16 protein-coding genes are annotated in these 20,411 nt (G+C 61.1%); 10 read left to right on the top strand and 6 right to left on the bottom strand.

Annotation, left to right across the window (positions count from 1 at the left end; genetic code table 11):
- Positions 1–2 precede the first annotated feature (2 nt).
- The 4 genes from FP026_RS19760 to FP026_RS19745 all read left to right on the top strand — a co-directional run bounded on the left by FP026_RS19760 (position 3) and on the right by FP026_RS19745 (position 4,488).
- Complete coding sequence (locus FP026_RS19760; protein WP_149636309.1) at positions 3–1,136, top strand: Gfo/Idh/MocA family protein; 1,134 nt, start codon at positions 3–5, stop codon at positions 1,134–1,136.
- Positions 1,137–1,307: 171 nt separating this feature from the next.
- Positions 1,308–2,339, top strand: a complete 1,032-nt coding sequence (gene mgrA / locus FP026_RS19755) for an L-glyceraldehyde 3-phosphate reductase (protein WP_149636308.1) — start codon at positions 1,308–1,310, stop codon at positions 2,337–2,339.
- A gap of 92 nt (positions 2,340–2,431) precedes the next feature.
- The gene (locus FP026_RS19750; protein ID WP_149636307.1) at positions 2,432–4,042 is read left to right on the top strand and encodes a glycoside hydrolase family 43 protein; all 1,611 of its coding nucleotides are present in this window, start codon (positions 2,432–2,434) and stop codon (positions 4,040–4,042) included.
- 119 nt (positions 4,043–4,161) lie between these two features.
- On the top strand, positions 4,162–4,488 hold the full coding sequence (locus tag FP026_RS19745) for an RcnB family protein (RefSeq protein ID WP_149636306.1): 327 nt from the start codon (positions 4,162–4,164) through the stop codon (positions 4,486–4,488).
- A gap of 135 nt (positions 4,489–4,623) precedes the next feature.
- Here the strand turns inward: FP026_RS19745 and FP026_RS19740 are convergent, their stop codons facing one another.
- The gene (locus FP026_RS19740; protein WP_149636305.1) at positions 4,624–11,385 is read right to left on the bottom strand and encodes a hypothetical protein; all 6,762 of its coding nucleotides are present in this window, start codon (positions 11,383–11,385) and stop codon (positions 4,624–4,626) included.
- A gap of 492 nt (positions 11,386–11,877) precedes the next feature.
- Between FP026_RS19740 and FP026_RS19735 the strand changes: the two genes are divergently transcribed.
- Together FP026_RS19735 and FP026_RS19730 are read left to right on the top strand one after the other, a co-directional pair.
- Positions 11,878–12,246: an Hpt domain-containing protein gene (locus FP026_RS19735; protein WP_149636304.1), complete on the top strand. Its 369-nt coding sequence runs from the start codon at positions 11,878–11,880 to the stop codon at positions 12,244–12,246.
- Between the two features lie 163 nt (positions 12,247–12,409).
- On the top strand, positions 12,410–12,730 hold the full coding sequence (locus tag FP026_RS19730) for a 2Fe-2S iron-sulfur cluster-binding protein (RefSeq protein WP_112339981.1): 321 nt from the start codon (positions 12,410–12,412) through the stop codon (positions 12,728–12,730).
- 450 nt (positions 12,731–13,180) lie between these two features.
- Here the strand turns inward: FP026_RS19730 and FP026_RS19725 are convergent, their stop codons facing one another.
- Entirely contained in the window at positions 13,181–13,804 is a 624-nt protein-coding gene (locus FP026_RS19725) for a DUF922 domain-containing Zn-dependent protease (RefSeq protein ID WP_149636520.1), read from the bottom strand.
- A 92-nt stretch (positions 13,805–13,896) separates the two neighbouring features.
- On the opposite strand from FP026_RS19725, the gene folP reads away from it, so the two are divergent.
- The 3 genes from folP to folK are packed head-to-tail and all read left to right on the top strand — an operon-like array spanning position 13,897 to position 15,709.
- The gene (folP, locus tag FP026_RS19720; protein ID WP_149636303.1) at positions 13,897–14,772 is read left to right on the top strand and encodes a dihydropteroate synthase; all 876 of its coding nucleotides are present in this window, start codon (positions 13,897–13,899) and stop codon (positions 14,770–14,772) included.
- Positions 14,773–14,826: 54 nt separating this feature from the next.
- Positions 14,827–15,198: a dihydroneopterin aldolase gene (gene folB / locus FP026_RS19715; protein ID WP_120664156.1), complete on the top strand. Its 372-nt coding sequence runs from the start codon at positions 14,827–14,829 to the stop codon at positions 15,196–15,198.
- The gene (folK, locus tag FP026_RS19710; protein WP_188112643.1) at positions 15,191–15,709 is read left to right on the top strand and encodes a 2-amino-4-hydroxy-6-hydroxymethyldihydropteridine diphosphokinase; all 519 of its coding nucleotides are present in this window, start codon (positions 15,191–15,193) and stop codon (positions 15,707–15,709) included. Before folB ends, folK begins: the two co-directional genes overlap by 8 nt.
- A 74-nt stretch (positions 15,710–15,783) precedes the next feature.
- On the opposite strand, the gene FP026_RS19705 is transcribed toward folK, so the two are convergent.
- The 4 genes from FP026_RS19705 to FP026_RS19690 form a co-directional block, all read right to left on the bottom strand.
- The gene (locus tag FP026_RS19705) at positions 15,784–16,335 is read right to left on the bottom strand and encodes a hypothetical protein (RefSeq protein WP_149636302.1); all 552 of its coding nucleotides are present in this window, start codon (positions 16,333–16,335) and stop codon (positions 15,784–15,786) included.
- A gap of 104 nt (positions 16,336–16,439) precedes the next feature.
- Positions 16,440–17,531 (bottom strand): YcjF family protein, encoded by a 1,092-nt coding sequence (locus tag FP026_RS19700; protein ID WP_149636301.1) that lies wholly within the window; start codon positions 17,529–17,531, stop codon positions 16,440–16,442.
- A complete protein-coding gene (locus FP026_RS19695; protein ID WP_149636300.1) occupies positions 17,528–19,003 on the bottom strand; it encodes a YcjX family protein in 1,476 nt (491 codons plus the stop codon). The genes FP026_RS19700 and FP026_RS19695 overlap by 4 nt, the downstream gene beginning before the upstream one ends.
- Before the next feature lie 139 nt (positions 19,004–19,142).
- Entirely contained in the window at positions 19,143–19,634 is a 492-nt protein-coding gene (locus tag FP026_RS19690; RefSeq protein ID WP_149636299.1) for a SixA phosphatase family protein, read from the bottom strand.
- Positions 19,635–19,915: 281 nt separating this feature from the next.
- On the opposite strand from FP026_RS19690, the gene dksA reads away from it, so the two are divergent.
- A complete protein-coding gene (gene dksA / locus FP026_RS19685; protein WP_015340076.1) occupies positions 19,916–20,335 on the top strand; it encodes an RNA polymerase-binding protein DksA in 420 nt (139 codons plus the stop codon).
- Positions 20,336–20,411: the final 76 nt, after the last annotated feature.

Here is a 20,411-nt window from a genome sequence, read left to right as displayed (position 1 = left end):
ACATGGCTAAGGAACTTGGCGTCGGCATCATCGGATGCGGCAATATCTCAACCACCTACTTCTCGCTCTCGCCGCTCTTCAAGGGGCTGAAGGTGCTGGCCTGCGCGGATATCAACATGGAAGCGGCGCGTGCGCGCGCCGAGGAATACAAGGTCAAGGCCCAGACCATCGACGAGTTGCTCGCCAATGACGAGCTTGACGTCATCGTCAACCTGACCATTCCGGATGCGCATTTCCCGGTTTCCAAGCGCATTCTCGAAGCCGGCAAGCACGTCTACTCCGAAAAGCCGCTGGTGCTGACGCTGGAGCAGGGCGAGGAACTGCGCCGCATCGCCAAGGAAAAGGGGCTCGCCGTCGGCTGCGCTCCCGATACCTTCCTCGGCGGCGCCCATCAGCTCGCCCGCAAGTTCATCGATGACGGCGGTATCGGACGCGTCACCTCTGGCTCTTGCCATGTGATGAGCCCAGGCATGGAAATGTGGCATCCGAACCCGGACTTCTTCTTCCTGCCCGGCGGCGGCCCGATCCTCGATCTCGGCCCCTATTACGTGGCCAACCTGATCAACCTGATCGGCCCGGTGAAGCGTGTGGGTGCGATGACGTCCATGGCGTCGCCGACCCGCACCATCACCAGCCAGCCGCGCAATGGTGACATTATCCCCGTGAAGACGCCGACGACGATCCAGGCTCTGCTCGAATTCGTCAGCGGCGCAAGGATCACGCTGACGGCGAGCTGGGATGTCTGGTCGCACCGCCATGCCAATATGGAGCTCTACGGCACCGAGGGCTCGCTCTACGTGCCCGACCCGAACTTCTTCGGCGGCACCGTCGAGGCAAGCGGCCGCGACAAAGACATCAAGCCGCTGGAAAACTGGGCGCATCCTTTCGGCATCGTCAACCAGGAAAGCCCGAGCGGTTCGCGCGCCAATTATCGCACAGCTGGCCTTGCCGACCTTGCTGCTTCGCTGATCGACGGACGGGATGCCCGTTGCTCGCTGGACCGGACGCTGCATGGCGTCGACGTCATGACCTCAATCTTGAAGTCGGGCGAGGAAGGTCGTTTCATCGACCTGACCACGACCTGCACCCAGCCGGCGGCACTCGGCATCGAAGAGGCGCAGGCGCTCTTGAAGTAAGCGCTGGAAAAACTGGAGCATTTTCGCTTTTCTTCGAATCGCGAAAACGCTCCGTCTTCTTGTTCTTACGCAATTCCGGGCGGAAAACCGCTATACACTTTTCCTGGAATTGCTCTAGTTTGCGCGCGGGTAAACAATCCGCGCGCTTTTTCATCTCGAAGGAATTCCATCATGGCCTGGCAACCGGCATCCGACCGTTATTCAAAAATGAAATACAACAGGACCGGCCGTTCCGGTTTGAAGCTGCCGGCGGTCTCGCTGGGGCTCTGGCACAATTTCGGCGGCGACACGCCGCATGATCGCAAAGTCGACATGTGCCGCACGGCCTTCGATCTCGGCATTACCCATTTCGATCTCGCCAACAATTACGGCCCGCCTCCCGGCAGCGCCGAGACTGCGTTCGGCGAAATCCTGCGCACCGAATTCGCCGGCCTGCGCGACGAGCTCATCATCTCCTCCAAGGCTGGCTACGACATGTGGCCGGGTCCCTATGGCGAATGGGGCAGCCGCAAATATCTGATCGCGTCGTGCGACCAGAGCCTGAAGCGCATGGGCCTCGACTATGTCGACATCTTCTATTCCCACCGCTTCGATCCGGACACGCCGCTCGAAGAAACCTGCGGCGCACTCGATCATATCGTGCGTTCGGGCAGGGCGCTTTATGTCGGTATCTCCTCCTACAACTCGCAGCGCACGCGCGAGGCCGCCGCAATCCTGAAGGACCTGGGCACGCCATGCCTGATCCACCAGCCGAGCTATTCCATGCTCAACCGCTGGGTCGAGGATGACGGTCTGGTGGATACGCTGGAAGACCTCGGCATCGGTTCCATCGTCTTCTCGCCGCTGGCGCAGGGCATGCTCTCGACCAAATATCTCGGCGGCATTCCGGAAGACAGCCGCGCGGCACAGAACCATTTCCTGAAGCGCGATTTCATCCGTCCGTCGATCATCGACAATATAAGAAAGCTCAACGAAATCGCCGAGAAGCGCGGTCAGACGCTGGCGCAGATGGCGATCGCCTGGGTTCTGCGTGGCGGCCGCATTACGTCGGCTCTGATCGGCGCCAGCCGCTCGTCGCAGATCGTCGACTGCGTCAAGGCGCTCGACAATCTCGACTTCACGGCCGAGGAGCTGAAGCAGATCGATATCTATGCAAAGGAGGCGGACATCAATCTCTGGGCCAAATCGGCTGAACGCGACTGATCATCATAAGACGCCCGGGACCTAGTTCCGGGCGTCTTACTTTGTATGACCGCACATCGCCGCATGTCGTGGTCTCTGGAGGAGAGAGTTTCATGATCCGCAATCCGATCCTGCCGGGCTTCAATCCCGACCCGTCCATATGCCGTGTCGGCGAGGACTATTATATCGCAACCTCGACATTCGAATGGTATCCGGGCGTACAGATCCATCATTCGCGCGATCTCGTGAACTGGACGCTCGTCCGGCGGCCGCTGGAGCGTGCATCACAGCTCGACATGCGTGGCGAGGCCGACAGCTGCGGCATCTGGGCGCCTTGCCTCTCTTATGCCGATGGCCTGTTCTGGCTCGTCTATACCGACGTCAAGCGCTATGACGGCAACTTCAAGGATGCCCATAATTACATCGTAACCTCGCCGACCATGGAGGGCGATTGGTCCGAGCCAGCCTATGTCAACTCATCCGGTTTCGATCCCTCGCTGTTTCATGACGAAGACGGACGCAAGTGGTTCGTCAACATGCAATGGAACCACCGTACCGAAAGCTATGGCGGCTCGCCGAAGACGCCGGCCTTCGACGGCATCCTGCTGCAGGAATGGGATCAGGCGACGAAATCGTTGAAAGGGCCGATCAGGAACATCTTCGCCGGCACGGAACTGGGGCTGGTCGAAGGGCCGCATCTCTTCAAGCGCAACGGCTGGTACTATCTGACCACGGCCGAAGGCGGCACCGGCTATGACCATGCCGTGACCATGGCCCGATCCCGCGACATTGCCGGGCCGTACGAACTGCATCCGAACAAGTACCTGATCACGTCGAAGGATCATCCGGAAGCGGCATTGCAGCGCGCCGGCCACGGACAATATGTCGAGACGCATGACGGGCAGTTCTATCATACGCATCTCTGCGGGCGGCCTCTGCCGCCGCATCGTCGCTGCACGCTCGGCCGTGAGACGGCTCTGCAGAAATGTGTGTGGAAATTGGATGGCTGGCTCTATCTCGAAAACGGCACCAGCGTTCCCGCTGTCGAGGTGGCTGGCCTGAATGGTGCCCAGCGCATCGAAAAGCCGCGCCGCAGCGGCTATAATTTTGATGAGCGCGAATTGCCGATAGATTTTCAATGGCTGCGCACGCCGCAGCCAGAACGCATCTTCAGCCTGACCGAACGTCCCGGCCATTTGCGGCTTATCGCCCGCGAGAGCATTGGTTCCTGGTTCGAGCAATCGCTCGTCGCCCGCCGTCAGGAGCATCACAGCTTCCGCGCTGAAACCGTCGTCGATTTCGAGCCCGACACCTATCAGCAAGTTGCTGGCCTGACGCATTACTACAATCGCTTCAAGCTGCATGCCATAGCCGTGACCTCGCACGAGAAGCTCGGCCGCTGCGTCACCATCATGACCTGCCCGGGCGACTATCCGAACGGTCGCCTGAGTTTTCCGATCGAGGGCGGGGTTGCCGTGCCCGATGGGAGGATCCAGCTTGCCATGGAGGTGCGCGGCAACGACCTGCAGTTCTTCTGGCAGGCGGAAGGCATGGGAGCATGGCAGGCCATCGGGCCTGTACTCGACGCTGGTGTCATCTCGGATGAGGGTGGGCGCGGCGAGCATGGCTCCTTCACCGGCGCTTTTGCCGGCATGTTTGCCTTCGACACGTCGGGTCGGGCGAAACCGGCGGATTTCGACTGGTTCAACTACGATGAATTGTAAGTTCGGCGATGGTTTGCGGTCTAATCTTGCCCATTACCGAATTGTAATTCGACTGTCAGACTCGTTTCATGTCTGTCACGATAAGTTCGCGTGCAGATTCTGAAATGAGGAAACAACCAATGAGAAAAATCTTCACTGTCCTTCTTGCTGCATCCATTCTCGGGATGCCGCTGGCTGCGACAGCGCAGGTCAAGCCGGCTCCCGCCGGCAAGCAGGCCGTTGTTCAAAAAGAGGCGGTGAAGAAGAAGGTCGTTATCCGCAAGGGCGGATGGGTCAAGGGGCGCCGCCTGTCGGCCTCCGACCGCCGCCGCGCCACGGAAATCGACTATCGCGCCTACCAGCTGTCTGTGCCTCCGCGCGGCTATCACTGGGTTCGCCTCAAGAGCAACTTCCTGCTGGTCGGCATTACCAGCGGTTTGATCTCGAAGGTGCATGAAGTTCGGTAGTTGGGCCGCAATCATCGCCAAATTAAGCAAGGGCGGCCCTCGGGACCGCCCTTTCTAATGCCGCCAAACGTAAGCAATGTCCTGAATCAAAATCCCCGGCGTGTAGCCGGGGATTGAGCATTCGTCTTGTCTATCTCAGCTCAGGCGGCCGGCTGCGTGGGCCAGCATCGTGTAGACCTTGCCGGTATCGGAAGTGAGATAGGATTGCGTGACGGTGCGATCGCGGTCCGTACGCTGGACATCGGCGAGCAGCTTTTCGAAATCGGCGATGTAGCGGTCGACGGCCGTGCGGAATTCGGGTTCGCGGTCATATTTGCGCTTGATTTCGTCAAAGGTCTGCTGGCCCTTGAGCGTGTAGAGGCGGCGGGTGAACACATCGCGTTCGCCGCGCTGGTAACGGCGCCACAGGTCGACCGACGCATCGTGATCGATGGCGCGGGCGATATCGACCGAGAGCGAGTTCAGCGATTCCACGACATGGCGCGGGTTGCGTGCGGTGGGTGCCGGTTCGGCCGGTGCTTTCGATGTCGCCTGCCGTGCTGGCTGCAGGCCGGCGTTTTCGTCACGCGAGGCGCCACGCAGCAGGTCGCTGATCCAGCCGCCACCGGCTGCTTCCTGGCGGGCAGGAGCCGACGTTTCGACTGGGCGCTGCGGCTGAGCCACCGGACGTTCTGCGGGAATGGAGCCGCGCAGACCCAGGGACTCGATCGAAGGCTGCTGCGGCACCGGCTGCTGGGGAGCAGGTTGCTGCGGAGCGGGCTGTTGCGGCCGCGGAGCGGCGGCTGCCGGAGCCGGGGCAGGAGCTGCTGGCCGTGGGCGTTGGGCCGGCTGTGCGTCTGCCAGAGCGCGGGCCGAAGGTTCGGAAATCTCCAGCTGCTGAGTCGAGCGGCCGACGATCTGCGAGATATCCTGCAGCGCCTTGATCTGTTCGGCGACGGCGCGGCGCATGGCAGCAGCGCTTTCTTTCGCTTCTTCCGGAAGGTCGAAGGCGCCGCGCTTCAATTCGCTGCGGGTGAGGTCGAGTTCGCGGCGAATATCGCCGGCCGAGCGGCGGATCTCATCCGTCGCACCGGCGAAGCGGCCGATAGCGTCATCGACGGCGACACGCAGCGTCTCGCGCAGCTGCTGTGCGGCCGTATCGGATGTCTTGCCTGCGTCGGCAAGCATCTGCTCGACCTCGGACAGCGAAGCCGTGAGGCCGCCGCGCAGGCGGTTTGTCAGTTCGCTAGAGCGGCGCTCGGCACTGGCGAAGGTGCTTTCGACAGCCTGGCTCGCTTCCTCGCCGGCCTTGTGCAATGCGCCGCGCATGTTTTCCGCGGCGTCCTCGGCGCGCTTCTCCGTTTCGGAGAGGACGCGCCCGATGTCTGCGAAGGACGACTGGACGCTCTGGCGCAGATTGCCGGTGACCTGATTGGAGCGCTGCTCGGCACGGTCGAAGGCGGTTTCCACCATCGTGCCGAGGGCGCGCATGGTGTTCTCGATCTCTTCTGAACGCTGAACGAGGCCGACGGCGAGGTTCTGCAGTGCTGTCTCACGCTCTTCCAGCGTCGACACGAGGTTCGACTGTGCCGCGCCGAGAAGCTGGGAAGCCTGCGTCAGAACCTTGGAGTGATCGTCGAAGCGGCCGACGATGTTGCCGACCTGCGACAGCGTCTGGCCGGTGATTTCAGACAGTTTGTCGACCTTGCCTTCGAGAAGCCGGCTGGAGGCTGAAACCATCTCGCCGGCCTTCGCCGCGGATTCGGCGAAGCGCGTCGACGTCGCGCTGAGACGATCGTCAACGGTTGCGAACTCGGTGGCGGCATTGGTCAGCAGGCCGGCGATCGCGGAGTTGTTCTCGGCGAGGCGGGCGATGATGCCGTTGACGCTTGCAAGCAGGTTGTTCTCGAGTGCGCTGACCGTATTGACCGCATGTTCCGTGCGCGATGCGATTGCGTTGATCAGGGCGGCGTTTTCGGCGCGCAGGCGCTCCGTGCTTTCCTGGGCTGCCGCCGAGATGAGGGCTGCCGCTTCCTGGCCGGTTGCCGCGTAGCGATCGACGATCGGACGGGCCTTTTCGTCGATGAGGCGGGAGAGCTCCGTGAAGCGGCCAGCCAGCATCGAATTGAGCTCGCGGGTGCGCTCGTCAAGCGCGGTGCGGATGGATGCGCCGCGTGCTTCCAGCGCGTTGTCGACGCCGGTAAGGGTTGCGTCGATCTCGCGGGCACGCTCTTCCAGGGAGGCGCGGATGGCGGTGCTGCGCTCGTCCAGCGCGCGCCCGACCTGAGCCATGGTGGAGGCGATCTGCTCGCTGCCATCGGTTAGCGTATTGCGGATGGCCGCGCCACGCGCTTCCAGCGACTGTTCTGCTGAAGACAGGGCCTGCGAGATCGTGTTGACCTGGTTGCTGACGAGGCCTTCGGCTTCGGCAACCTTGTTGACGATTGCGTTGCCCGCTTCCGAGAAGGTCTGGGCGACGGCCGCAGCCTGGCTTGCCAACCGGTTCTGCGTTTCCGAGACGCGATTGACGAGATCGTTGGAGCGCTCGGTCATGGCGCGTGCGAACGCATCGCTGTGGTTGCCGAGGTTATCCGCAAACTGCTGGCCGGTATTGGCAAGCAGTTCCGCCGTACGCGTCGCTTCCGTATCCATGCCCTGTGCTGCATCGGCAACGGCCGTGCGCAGCGTCGTCGCGAGATTGGCGGCCTTGCCCTCGATCGTGCGGTTGACGGCTTCAAGGCCGACATTGAGCGCGCGATCCATGGTCGACAGACGCTCTTCGATGCGGGCGGCGGCCTGGCTGCCGCTGTTGTCGATCTGGGCAGCGCCGCTCGCCAGCGTATCGGAGAGACGGTTGCCGGCCGCGTCGACCTGGGCGGTGACGCCTGTGACGCCTTCGTGGATGCGGTTTTCAAGAGCCGAGAGGCTGGCTTCGACGCGCGAACCGGTCTCGGCAAAGCGGCCGGTCATGCCCTCGATCGTCTGGTTGAGGTTGGACGAGAAGGTTTCGGCCGAACGCTGGATATCGCCGGCGGCCTGCTGGATGCGGCCGGCAACATCGCCCGCGCCGCTGCTCAGGCGCTCTTCCAATGTCCTTGCGCTGGCATCGATGGTCTGACGCAGCGATGCCTCGCGGTCCTCCAGCGACATTTCGAGCATGCTGGCGCTGGTGGCAATGGAGGTGCCGATGGCTGTCGTCTGCTCCATAAGCGTGTTGTCGATCTGCTCATGGGCGTCCCGCAGAGCCACGCTGATCGCATTGCTGCGATCTTCCAGCGTCGAGCGCATGCGCTCGTAGGCGGAAGCGAGGTTCTCGTCCATCTGCGACAGACCGACACCGAGCGTATTTTCGAGCTGGCGCGTCGTGGCGCCCAGAACGGTTTCGATACGATCGCTGCTGCTGCCGAGCAAGCCGGATAGGGATTCTGTATGGACCGCGAGTGAGCGATCAAGGCGATCCTGATTTTCGCTGTAGGCCGCACGGATTGCGTCCGCCTTATCGCCGAAGGCACCGGCAACCCGCGCTTCAGCACCGGAGACGCTATCGAGCAGGGCATTGGCGCGCTCTTCCAGGGTGCTTTCGAAACGGTTCTGGTTTTCGGCGAGCGAGATTGCAAAGGCCATGCTCTTGTCATCGAGCGTATTGGTCAATGCTTCGTGGCCGCTGGTAACGGTGTGGGCAATGGCTTTGGCGCTGTTCTCCAGGGTTTCCTCGAGTTTCGCGTGGTTTTCCGACAAGGCGATTGCCAGGGACATTGTCTTGTCGTCAAGGCTATTGACGATCTTGTCATGCGTTCCGGCAACGGTTTCGGAAAGGGCGTCCAGCCGGCTCGATACGGCATCCTCAAGCCGAGACTGCGTATCGGAGAGGGAAATGGCGAGAGCCATCGCCTTTTCGTCCAAAGCGTCGGCCAGAGCGGCATGATTGCCGGTGAAGGCGTTGGTGATCGCTTCGGCGCGGTTGGCAAGCGTCGCCTCGAGGCGGGACTGGCCAGACGTCAGCGCGTCGGAAAGTGCCTTCGTCCTGCCGTCCATCGTATTGGCGACCCGCTCGGCGTGGCCGGCGACGGTATCCTCCAACCGTGCCTGGCCTTCCGAAAGGGCGATGGCCAGAGCCATCGTCTTGTCGTCGAGCGTCGTGGTGACTTGGTCGGCATGACCCGAGATTGCGCCCTCAAGGCGAGCCTGGCTTTCAGAAAGCGCAATGGCGAGGGCCATTGCCCTGTCGTCGAGGGCATCGACCAGGGACGCATGATTGCCGGCAAACGCCTTGATGATCTCCTCGGCGCGATTGGCAAGCGTTGCCTCAAGGCGGCTTTGCCCGCTGGTTAGGGCGGCGGCAAGCGCGCCGGTCTTGCCGTCTAGCGTGTCGGCGACGCGCTCGGCATGGCCGGAGACGGTTTCTTCCAGCCTTGCCTGGCTTTCAGAAAGCGCGATGGCAAGTGCCATGGTTCTGTCGTCCAGAGCGTTCGTGACGCTTTCGGCGTGGCCGGAAACGGTGCTTTCGAGACGCGCCTGGCCTTCGGCAAGCGCGCGGGCGAGCTCCTTGGTCTTTGCGTCCATGGTGCCGGCAACATGATCCGCGTGGCCGGACACAGTGTCTTCCAAGCGGGACTGGCCCTCGGAAAGGGCTATGGCGAGCGCCATCGTCTTGTCGTCGAGCGTCTCGGCAAGCTTACCATGTGTATCGGCAACGGCGCTGGTGATGGCGTCGGCGCGGCTTGCCAGCGTGTTTTCGAGGCGGAGCTGGTTTTCCGCCAGCGAAATTGCCAGCATAGAGGTGCGTTCGTCGAGGGCGGCGGTCAGGTGCTCGTGAGAGCCGCTGACGGCATTGGTGATTGCCTGCGAACGCTCGGCAAGCGTCTGTTCAAATCGCGACTGGTTGTCGGTCAGAGCGCCGAAAAGCGCGCTGCTGCGGGCAGCCATGACGGCATCAATGCGCTCATGCGCGGAGCCAAGCGCCTGGGTGATCTCGCTCGTCCGGGAGGAGAGCGTGTTGTTGATCTCGCTGGCGCGGCCGGCAAAGGCCGTCGTGAGTTCTTCCGTGCCGCTTTGCAGCGCGGTCGAGACATCCCGCGTGACACCCTGTACAGCCGAGGTGAAGGCGCCGGCATGCGAGGCGAGGGTGGTGTTCAGTTCGCTCGTGCCCGATGCCAGGGCGGAGGAAATTCCGCTGGTGGCGTTCTGAAGCGCGGAGGTGATCTCTCCGGCCCTGGAGCCGATTGCGCTTTCCAGCACTTCCTGACCGGTCGCAAGAGTGGTCGCGAGCGCGAAAGACTGATCGGTGAGATGCGAGCCCAGGCGTTCGATGCTGGAGGTCAGAATGCCTTCCAAGGCATCCGAGTTGCTGCCGAGGCTCTGATTGATGCGGGCGAGGCTTTCCGACAGCTTGCTGTCCAGCGAGCCGGCGCGCTTGTCGAAGGCGGAGGTGAATTCCGATACGCGTTCGTCGAAGGCGGTCGAAAGCTGCGCGATCGTCGATTGGAAGCGCTCGTCGAAAAAGCCGGAGCGCAGGTCTATATCCATGATGGCGTCATCGGCCGTCGACTGCAGGCTCTGGCGGAAGCTCGCGCCCTTTTCATCGAGCGCGGTGTTGAGGCGGGACAGCACATTGTCCAGCGTACCGGTGATGGACCGCTCGCCGCCGGTGAGGCTTTCGCTGATTTCCTTCGTGCGCGCGACCAGCGTTTCATTGAGCTGGCGGGCACGTTCGTTGAGCGCGGAGTTCAGCTTTTCGGTGTTGGCGTCGAGGGTCGATGCGCGCGTTTCGAAGTGGCCGAGCAGTTCCTTGCCGCGTTCGGAAAGGGTCGACGACAGGGATTCCAGGCGGGTATCGAATTCGTGGCTCAGCGCCAGGCCGGAGGCGTTGAGGTTCTGCAACAGGCTGTCCGTCTTGGCGGCAAGCAGCGTGCCGAGCGCCTCGACGGCGGAATCCGACTTCTCCATCAAGACGGCCGCGCGCGTGTCGATCATCGACGCGAAGGCTTCGCCCGAGGTGGAGAGGCGCACGGCGATCTCTTCGGTCGCCAGCGACAGATCTTCCTTGATCTGATCGTGTACACCGACGATCGACGAGCGGATCCGCTCGGCGTGATTGATGATCGCGTCGCGTTCGGTGCCGAGCTCGTGGACGAGACCGCGCACGCGCAGTTCGTTGTCTGCGTAGCTGCGCTCCAGGGCGTTGACTTCGGAATGGACGAGGGTTTCCAGTTCGGTGGCGCGCGCAATGGTGCGCTCGATGCCCTCATTCATCGCCGAGACTTCACGCCGCACCGCCTGGCCGACTGTCATGATGCGCTCGGAGGCGACCGTTTCCGGCTCGACCAGACGCAAAGCGACTTCCGCCATGGAGCGGGCCGCGTTGCGCATGTCATGCGCACGCGAGATCATCATGCCGAAAGCGTAGAAAAGAAGGACCGGAACGATGATGCCGACGATGCAGGCGATAACGCCGGGCAGGGCGGCCAGATCGGCGAAGGAATGGATGTTTCGGATCTGGGTGCCGTAAAGAAGGAAGGCGAGACCGGCACCGCCGATGATCCAAAACAGCGAGAAGATCGTGGCATTGCGCACCGCGCGGCTCTGAGAGCCGCTGTCCAGCGCCTTCAGGATGCTGGCGGAACTTGCCCGGTTGCCATCATTGGCGGCCGCAAGGTTCGGGTTTCTTGGCGCCTCGGCGGAGCGAGGTGTTGCGGCGGGGGCTGCAGTGCTGCGCATGCCGCCGGTATTGCGGGCTGCATCATCCCTGCTTTGCTTTATCGGCTGTTTCGGCGGCTCAGACACTTTTTGCTCCGGGACATCGGGCGTAGGGGCACTGCGAGACTCCAAGTTCTCGTCACTGAAATCGATCTGCAGAGCTTCGTCCAATGCCTGGAAGGCCTTGTCTTCGACCGACTCGATGTACTTTTTGTTCGCCATGCGGTTACGCCTCGTTACAACTCACTCGGGCTTGCCGTGTCTTTTCCGGTAATTCCGCCGCGCCGGAAAAGACGAACCCTGCCTCCCGTTGGGTCCTCCGCTTTCGATTAATATCGACGTTGGATTTCCCGTTACATTTCAGAGTGGATAACTGGTTTTTCAAACGGATGTTATGAAAACATTACCATCATCCACTTCCTGGGCAAAGACATGTGCCATGAGCCCAATTTACTAGTATCGTAGTGACACATTCCCCCAGTCATGACAATTAATTCCACCTTAAAGTCAGTGGATCGTTAAGACGGCATTAACCCTGTTTGCCTGTTCAACGCCATGAAAACTCAAGATTTTGAGCATGTTTAACGGACGTTAACCATGTCTGGAGTTTTCGGCCCTCAATGTGCCAAAATTTAACTGGATGGCCATGCCCGGGCCGCAACTATGCGGCACGTCCCTAAAACAGTCATAGATAAATGACGGGAGCATTGGCACATGGCAGCTTTGAATATTGCGTTTGAATCTCCGGATAATTCGAGGGGCGCTGCCCCTTCGCGGGAACGGGCGATCGATCTCGTCCATCTCGGCAAGCAGACGATGGGCGACAAGGCGCTGGAGGTCGAGGTGTTGCAGATGTTCGCCAGGCAGGCCCGTTCCTGCCTGCAGGAGATCGGCAGCGGTGACCCCAAGCGCATCGAGGCGGCGTCGCACAAGCTGAAGGGTGCGGCCGGTGCCGTCGGCGCCTTCCGCGTCGCCGATGCAGCCGGCGCGCTCGAAAGCAATGTCGGCGACGCCGCGCGCATGGCGGCGGTCACGACCTGTGTCGTCGAGGCCCAGAATTTTATTCTGAAGCTCTCGCGCTGAAGCGATCCACCTGAAGGTCAATGGCCTGAAGGTCAATAGAATGTGATACCAGCGCCGCCTGACCGGTAAACCGTTTCGGCGGCGCAAATGTTGACTGCCCCAGCGATTTGTTGGAAGTAAAATTCCGATCGTCCCTCATTCACGAATATCGGAATTCACCCACATGACCAAATTGACCATCGTCGCCTTCGACGGCACGCGCTTTGACCTCAATGTCGACGAGGGATCCACCGTGATGGAAAATGCCGTGCGAAACTCCGTTCCCGGCATCGAAGCAGAATGCGGCGGTGCGTGCGCTTGCGCTACCTGTCACGTCTATGTCGACGAGGATTGGACCGCGAAGGTCGGCAGCCCCGAGGCGATGGAGGAAGACATGCTGGATTTCGCTTTCGACGTCCGGCCGAATTCGCGTCTCTCCTGTCAGATCAAGATGACGAGCGCCCTCGATGGGCTCGTCGTGCATGTGCCGGAGCGCCAGGCCTGACGCTTTCTCAGGCAGGCTTCCTTCAAGGAAGGTTCTTGATACTCGCCGGACGATTTATTCCGGAGCCCCATCCCAAAAAGATGCCCCGCTCAGCTGATCAGCGAGCGAGGCAAGGCGGGCGCATCACCGACAGGCAAGGGAGGAAACACCTGCGGCTTGAGGACGCGCCAGGAGAACACTTAGCGCATGCTTTGAAAAACAAACCCGACTGCGCCGAAGAGCGAACGAACCCGCCGCCGCAGGCACTCTCAATCGATCCTTTTCGAGATACCGCCCAGTATTTTCGAATCATCTGGTGCGCTTATCTCTGTAATTGATAGGAAAAACCTATTTCAGATTCTCGTAAAGTTCAAAGAACGACGCGGTGGGACGATTCACAGAAATAGTGGCTGTTTTCCCACAGTCGGCGTTCGTCCGTAGGCAATTTCCCTAAAATAATGGGGGTGCGATCTATCGCTGGCCGCTGTGACGGCTGCGATAGTATAACAACCGCTGTATCCGGTTCTGGAAATTGATGGCCTCGATCCGGTCGAAGCGGGCCTGGTCGGCGTCGTGCCGCTCGGTTTCCCGCGTCGTCACGTCGTTTGCTTTTTCCTGGAGCGCGTCACAATTGCTCGCCGATGGCAGGGACAGGATCCGTCGTTCCATTTGCCGTGCGTGCTCTCGGGCGATCTCGACGTGCCGGTCCTCATGGCGCCGGATGTCGGCGGCCAATGTGTCCCATATCGTCGAAAGCTGCTTGCTGGCATGGCGCCGGTCGCGCCAACGCGGCAGGATGATTTCAGTATCGACCGTGACCTTGACGCTGGAGATATAGCACCGCCCATTCGCCTCGCTGTAGGTCGCGTTGCCGCCGAAGCGGATTTTCGTCGCGCCGGGATGATGGCTGCTGGAACCCATCGCAAGCGGCCCGCGCTGGTTCAGCGCCGCATCAAGCTCGTCGGCTGTGCTGCCTTTGATATCGAAATAGGAAATGGATTTGCGGGCGACGACTTCGGCATTAGCCACACCGGGTATGCAGAACGCGAGCAACAGAGCACACGAAATACTTATCTTTTGGAACGCAAGCGGCATTCGTGTCGCTACCATGTTGAACTTCGGCGAACCTTGCGGCATAGCCACTGTGAGCGCAATATCAAGCGCAAGGTTTTTTCATTTTCAATGGGATGGGACGGTTCGTGACGGAGCTTCGCAGCCAAACCTGGCATGTCGCCCATGGCCGCAGCCTCGAGCTCGGCAAAGAGAGCGCCATCATGGCGATCGTCAATGTGACGCCGGATTCCTTTTCCGACGGCGGGCATTACGAGGCCGTCGACGCAGCGGTTGCGCATGCCTTGGCTTGCGTCCAGGAGGGGGCTGCTATCATCGATATCGGCGGCGAATCGACGAAGCCTGGTGCCGCCGCCGTCAGCGCCAGCGAGGAGCAGGGGCGGGTGCTGCCCGTCATCGAAGCGTTGCGGGGCAGGACTGACGCCCTGATCTCGGTCGATACCTATCGTGCCGATACGGCGCGGCTGGCGGTCGGGGCCGGCGCGCATATCGTCAACGACGTCTTCGGCCTGCAGCGCGAGCCGGATATCGCCGCCGTAGCGGCGCAAACGGGTGCCGGGCTTTGCATCATGCATACCGGTCGTGACAGATCGAAGCTGCCCGACGTGATCGACGACCAGATGCTGTTCCTCAGCCGATCGCTCGATATCGCCGCGGCGTCGGGCGTCGACAGGCGGAATATCGTGCTCGATCCCGGTTTTGGTTTTGCCAAGGAAAGTGCGGAGGAGAATCTGGAACTGATGGCGCGATTCAATGCGCTGCTTCGTTTCGAGCTGCCGCTGTTGGTCGGCACCTCGCGCAAGCGGTTTGTCGGCACCATCACGGGCCGCGATGCGTCCGATCGCGATGTCGGAACGGCTGCGACCAGTGCGATCCTGCGCCTGCAGGGAGCTGCGCTATTCCGCGTACACAATGTCGCAATCAACAGGGACGCGCTGGCGGTTGCGGATGCTATTCTCAGAACGCGCGCGAGACTTAAACATGATCCTTGAAGGTAGGGAGCGTTTTTCGGACGCCGTTGTGCCTGTTCGAAATGGAGGGACGCCATGAGCGCCGTGACATATACCATTACTCTGCAGAATTGCGCTTTCTTTGCTCGCCATGGCGTGCATGACGAGGAGGAGTTCCTTGGTCAGCGCTTCTTTGTCGATGCCGAGCTCGACGTCGAAGCGGGCGATGCGCTGGAGCGTGATTCGATCGACGATACCGTCAATTACGGCGTCGCATTCACCGTCATCGAGGAGATCGTGACCGGACGCCGTCGCTATCTGATCGAAGCGCTGGCGCTCGATGTGGCGAAGGAGCTGTGCCGGCGCTTTCCCAGCATCCGCCGCGCCAAGATCACGGTGCGCAAACCCAATGCCCCGGTTCCGGGCGTCCTCGATTATGTGCAGGTGAGCATTGAGCATTTTGCCTGAAAACCTGGCGGTGCGGACGACGCTCGGTCTTGGCGGCAACCTGGACAATCCGGTCCGTGCCATGGCGTTCGCCCTTCGCACACTGGATCAGCGCGCCGATTGCCAGGTGGTTTCGGTGTCGCGGCTTTACCGCACACCGCCGTGGGGCAAGACGGACCAGTCCTTTTTCTACAATTCCTGCGCGGCCGTCGATACCACTCTGGCGCCGGAAGCCCTGCTCGACGTATGCCTCGATATAGAGCGGCAGATGAAGCGGGTGCGGATCGAACGCTGGGGGCCGAGGACGATCGATATCGATGTGCTGACCTATGGAGATCTGCAGCAGGTGGAGCCGCTCTTGACCATCCCCCATCCGCGGATGGTCGAGCGTGGCTTCGTGCTGATGCCGCTTGCCGATTTTGCAGCCGATCTCGTCGTCAACGGCCGCAAGATCAGCGACTGGTTGCTGGAGGTCGATGTCGAGGGCATCGAGGTCGCGGATGAAAATTGTGACTGGTGGCGAACCGCCTGAACCGCAATATGAAAAAGCAAAAAGGCCGGCGAGTTTGCCGGCCTTTTTGCTTTTTGAGCACCGATATCCGAAGTTTACTGGATCGATCCGACCGCCATCTGATCGACATCGGCCCGCTTCAGGGTGACGCCGATGACAGGCACCATCTGTTCGCCGACCTTCACCGAGATGGTGACATTCATCGACTTGTTGTCCGAAACGCGAGCGATCATGGCGCCGTTCAGTTTCTGACGGATCAGCCCGAGGACGACGGTATTGTCATTGACCGTGCCCGAGGTGACGTCGAGACCCTTGCCGGCCGCGCCATCAAGGAATTTTCCGCTGTAGGAGCCGCCGCTTTGCGTGATCTCGGCCGACATCGGCTGCTGGAAGACCCCGACGCGGCAAGTGCCGTCGAGCTTAACACCGGCATTGCCGCCGTCGGACGGTTTACCCGAGAGATTGCAGGTGAATTTCGTGCCCTTATACTTGCCGGCCACGATTTCGCCGGGGCCGCTCCAGGTGCCTGATATCGACTGAAAGAAGGCCTTGTCGCGGGGCGCCGCGTCGGCTGATTGCACGCCAGCGCCTGTAGAGAGGGCTGCGGCGGCAAAACTGCTTACAAGAAGAAATCGACGCGAAAACATGGATATTTCCTAGCGAGGCGGAACCGTAAAACTGGTTCCCACTTTTGCCGCAGAATGGTTAATGCTTGGTTTCCATGATGCTAAAGCACCTGATTTTCAGGTCATCACGTCGTGTTGCGGCCGGTGATATTCGGCGTGAGGTCGCCGGCAAAATCGGCGATGCCGGGCCGCTTGAGTGCCTTGAAGGCAAGCGGGCGGCAAAGATCCATCGCGGCTATTCCGATCCTCGCCGTCATCATGCCGTTGACGACGCCTTCGCCAAGACGGGCTGAAAGCTTCGACGCCAGCCCGTGGCCGATCAGTTGCTGGATGATGCTGTCGCCGACTGCGATGGAGCCCGTAACGGCGAGATGGGCGAGCACGTCGCGCATAAGCCTGATCATGCCGAGCGTGCCCGGCCTGCCGCCATAGAGTTCCGCCATTGCGCGGACCAGTTTTGCCGCCTCGTAAAGAACATAGAGAATATCGACGAGGGCGCGTGGACTGACCGCCGTTACGACCGATACCCGTTTTGAGGCGCCGAGAATCAGTGCCCGCGCCCGGCGGTCGAGCGGGCCGAGGAGCTCGCGCTCAGCAAGGTCGATCAGCTGTGGCGCATCGATGATGTCATCCTCTGCCGCCTTCAGCGTCGCACGGCCCCTAGCGGTATCTGGGTTGGCTTCCAGCAGTGTGCAGAGACGCTTCACCAGCGCTTTGGCGCGGGCCGGTCGGGTCTCCACGATGGCGGCTTCCGCTTCTGCCTTGATGGTCTGCACGGCGGCCAGCCGCATCATGCCGGCCGTTTCGCGGATCACGATGGCAAGCACGGCCAGAATGCCGACGGTGACGACCGCAAGGGCTGTATAGCCCAGCCAGTCGGCGCGGCTGAACAGGTCGCGGATGAGTTGGTCGGTCCAGAGACCGAAGGCGAGCGAGACGATAATTCCGAGCGCGCCAAACGCTATCTTGCCGAAGGAAAACCCCGCGCGGCGGGGCCTAGCAATGGCGGTTCCGTCCGCATCGGCATCGAGGGTCGGATTGATGAAGGGATCTTCTTCGTCTGGAGTCAGGACGACATCGGCATCGAAGCTTTGCGGCCTGCGCACCGCCGGTGGCATGGCCTTGATATCTGCGTCTTTTCTGGAGGCGTCCGGTTCCAGCGTAAAGGCGGCGGGTCGGCGGTTACCGTTCGGCTCGTTTTCGGTCGGCTTCGTCATGCGAGACGGTCTCCGAACAGGAACTGCATGGCGCGGTCAAGGCGGATATGCGGCACCGACAGCTTGATGCCGCTGCCGGTTTCATCCAGCTCCGGCGGCCGGAACCGCACGACGTTCACCTCGGGCAGATGGACCTTTGTCCCATCCGATTCAAGGGCTTCGAACAGCCAGCGCGGATTTTCCGGCAGATCGCCGGGAAAGATCGCGGTCTTGCGGTTGCCGTCGAACAGCTCGCCGGCGATGGTTTCCTTGTCCATCGGCGTGCCGACGATGACGGGGAGCGTCTGTCCGTCGCGGGTCACGGTTGCCTCCCGCGTCGCGCGCACCGAAGCGATCGCCATGACCTCGATGCCGGCTCCCGCCATGCCGATGCGCTCTATGGCCCGCTCGACGAGGCGGCGCGTCAATGCCTCCAGCCGGTCATGGCTTTCATGATGGAGGTGGTCAGCCTTGGTGGCGGCGACCAGCACGCGATCGATGCGGCGACCGAGCAGCGAGGAAAGGAGCGAGTTCGTGCCGGGACGGAAGCATGCCAGAACGTCCGTCAGCGCTCGTTCGAGATCCTGCACCGCTTCCGGTCCGCGATTGATGGCCTGCAGGGCATCGACAAGGACGATCTGCCGGTCGAGGCGGGCGAAATGCTCACGGAAGAAGGGTTTGACGACCACCGCCTTGTAGGCCTCGTAGCGGCGCTCCATCATCGCCCACAGCGACCCTTTCGGAGCAGTCCCTTCGGCCGGCAGCTTCAGCGGCGCGAAGGTGAGGGCCGGCGAACCGTCGAGATCGCCAGGCAGAAGGAAACGGCCGGGCGGCAGTGTGGAAAGCGAGCGTTCGTCCGATTTGCAGGCCTTCAGATAGTCGGCGAAGGCGATGGCAAGTTCGCGTGCCTTCATTTCATCCGCAGGTGCAGCGATATCGGCGGCCTCCGTTATCTCCAGCCAGTGACGTGACAGTTCGGCGCGAATGCCGGTTTTGGCCAGAGCCAGCGTTTCCTCGCTGAAGGCGCGGAAATCCTTGGCAAGCAGCGGCAGGTCCAGCAGCCATTCGCCCGGATAATCGACGATATCGATGGAGAGACGGCCTGGCGAGAACAGGCGGTTCCAGCCGCTGGCGCTTTGATAATCCAGCGTGATGCGCAGTTCGGAGATGGCACGTGTCGAATCCGGCCAGATGCGGTCTTTGACGAGCGCGCGAATATGATCCTCATATTGAAAGCGCGGCACGGCATCGTCCGGCTGCGGCTCGAGGCGAACGGCTGAAACGCGGCCGGATTGCACCGGCTCGAACAGCGGCAGACGCCCGCCGTTCAGAAGATTATGCACCAGCGAGGAGATAAAGACGGTCTTGCCCGAACGGGAGAGGCCCGTGACGCCCAGACGAATTGTGGGATTGACGAGGCCGGCTGCGCGATCGGCAAGATTGTCAAAGGCAATGAGGGCGTCGTCGGTAAAAGAGGTCAGGCTTGGGGGCAAGGCGGGATCCCTGGATGACAGCGTGACCGTGAATATAGGGATCGAAACTTGCCCCGAAAAGATGAATGCGTCGGCATCTGCAATCAGAGGCAGGGCGTTTCCCGGGTATCGTTCGAGGCGAGCGTCTCGGCGAATATCCCTATTCGGTGATGAAGTCGGTCAGGACCCAGCCCGACGGTGCTGAATCGACGACGGCAAGACCCGCTGTCGGAAAGCCGCGCGGGAGCGCGCCGGCCATGGCCTCGCGCCCGATCAAGGCGGCGAGCGTCAGCTCGATGATTGGATTGTGCGCAACCAGCATGACCGAGTCCTGATCAGTCTGCGCTGATATGAGCGACAGATAGATGTCCGGCGTTCCGTTGTAGAGCGCATCGACAAAGCGGAATTCCGTCGAGGGCGTGACGGCGCGGCGCATGGCGGCGGCAGTCTGGCGACAGCGCAGGGCCGTGGATGAAATGACGAGGTCCGGCTTGTAGCCTTTGTCGGCGGCCTCGTCCGCAACGATCTCGGCTGCAGCATAGCCGTTGTCGCTCAAAGGACGGTCGAAATCCTTCTGGCCGGGAGTGGCCTGCTGGGCCTCGGCATGGCGCAGGAGATAGATCCTGGAGGGTGGCGGCGAAATGCTGACCATGGCGAAATTCCGGAGCTCGATTTCCTTAATGAGGTAACGTCTGTTTGCATGCTCAGTCAACTGCGACGCGATCCGCCGGAAGGCGAAATGTCCTACCTTCACGCGAAGGTTACGAGAGACGCGAATCCGGGTTACTGGGAAGAAATGATGAAAAAATAGACGCTTAGCCGAATTTTATGACAAATTTAAAAATCAGTTGACAGCATCTATTTGGCTTGAACCGGCACTATTGGTTGGGATATACAGCCCAGCCATATGAGATGTTCTTCAGGAGAATCGCGTTGAGTGAGAAGATCGATCTTAGCAATTATGTGCCCTCGGAAGACGAGGAGTTCATGAATCTGAATCAGCGAGCCTATTTTCGAGCGAAGCTGGTAGCATGGAAAAACGATATCCTTAGAGAAGCGCGCGAGACGCTGGATCATCTGGCGGAAGAAAGCGCAAATCATCCCGATCTGGCCGATCGGGCTTCTTCGGAAACAGACAGAGCCATCGAGCTTCGCGCTCGCGACCGCCAGCGTAAACTCATCTCCAAGATCGATGCCGCATTGCAGCGTATTGAAGACGGTACTTACGGCTATTGCGAAGAGACCGGCGAGCCGATCGGCCTGAAGCGCCTGGATGCTCGTCCGATTGCGACCCTGTCGATCGAGGCGCAGGAACGCCACGAGCGCCGGGAAAAGGTTTATCGCGACGAATAATCGAGCTGTCGGCTCGACTGGATACAAGTAAAAGCACGGGGAATCCGCTCCCCGTGCTTTTTCATTTCCGGCACTT

Source organism: Martinezella tropici (genome assembly GCF_008370325.1).
Lineage (GTDB): Bacteria > Pseudomonadota > Alphaproteobacteria > Rhizobiales > Rhizobiaceae > Rhizobium > Rhizobium tropici_B.
Note: the sequence above shows the minus strand (reverse complement) of the source record. Positions and strands in the feature narration are given on the sequence as shown.

Coding starts and splice junctions, on each gene's coding strand:
- FP026_RS19760 (WP_149636309.1), top strand. CDS start 3: ATGGCTAAGGAACTTGGCGTCGGCATCATCGGATGCGGCAATATCTCA.
- mgrA (WP_149636308.1), top strand. CDS start 1,308: ATGGCCTGGCAACCGGCATCCGACCGTTATTCAAAAATGAAATACAAC.
- FP026_RS19750 (WP_149636307.1), top strand. CDS start 2,432: ATGATCCGCAATCCGATCCTGCCGGGCTTCAATCCCGACCCGTCCATA.
- FP026_RS19745 (WP_149636306.1), top strand. CDS start 4,162: ATGAGAAAAATCTTCACTGTCCTTCTTGCTGCATCCATTCTCGGGATG.
- FP026_RS19740 (WP_149636305.1), bottom strand. CDS start 11,385: ATGGCGAACAAAAAGTACATCGAGTCGGTCGAAGACAAGGCCTTCCAG.
- FP026_RS19735 (WP_149636304.1), top strand. CDS start 11,878: ATGGCAGCTTTGAATATTGCGTTTGAATCTCCGGATAATTCGAGGGGC.
- FP026_RS19730 (WP_112339981.1), top strand. CDS start 12,410: ATGACCAAATTGACCATCGTCGCCTTCGACGGCACGCGCTTTGACCTC.
- FP026_RS19725 (WP_149636520.1), bottom strand. CDS start 13,804: ATGCCGCTTGCGTTCCAAAAGATAAGTATTTCGTGTGCTCTGTTGCTC.
- folP (WP_149636303.1), top strand. CDS start 13,897: ATGGGACGGTTCGTGACGGAGCTTCGCAGCCAAACCTGGCATGTCGCC.
- folB (WP_120664156.1), top strand. CDS start 14,827: ATGAGCGCCGTGACATATACCATTACTCTGCAGAATTGCGCTTTCTTT.
- FP026_RS19705 (WP_149636302.1), bottom strand. CDS start 16,335: ATGTTTTCGCGTCGATTTCTTCTTGTAAGCAGTTTTGCCGCCGCAGCC.
- FP026_RS19700 (WP_149636301.1), bottom strand. CDS start 17,531: ATGACGAAGCCGACCGAAAACGAGCCGAACGGTAACCGCCGACCCGCC.
- FP026_RS19690 (WP_149636299.1), bottom strand. CDS start 19,634: ATGGTCAGCATTTCGCCGCCACCCTCCAGGATCTATCTCCTGCGCCAT.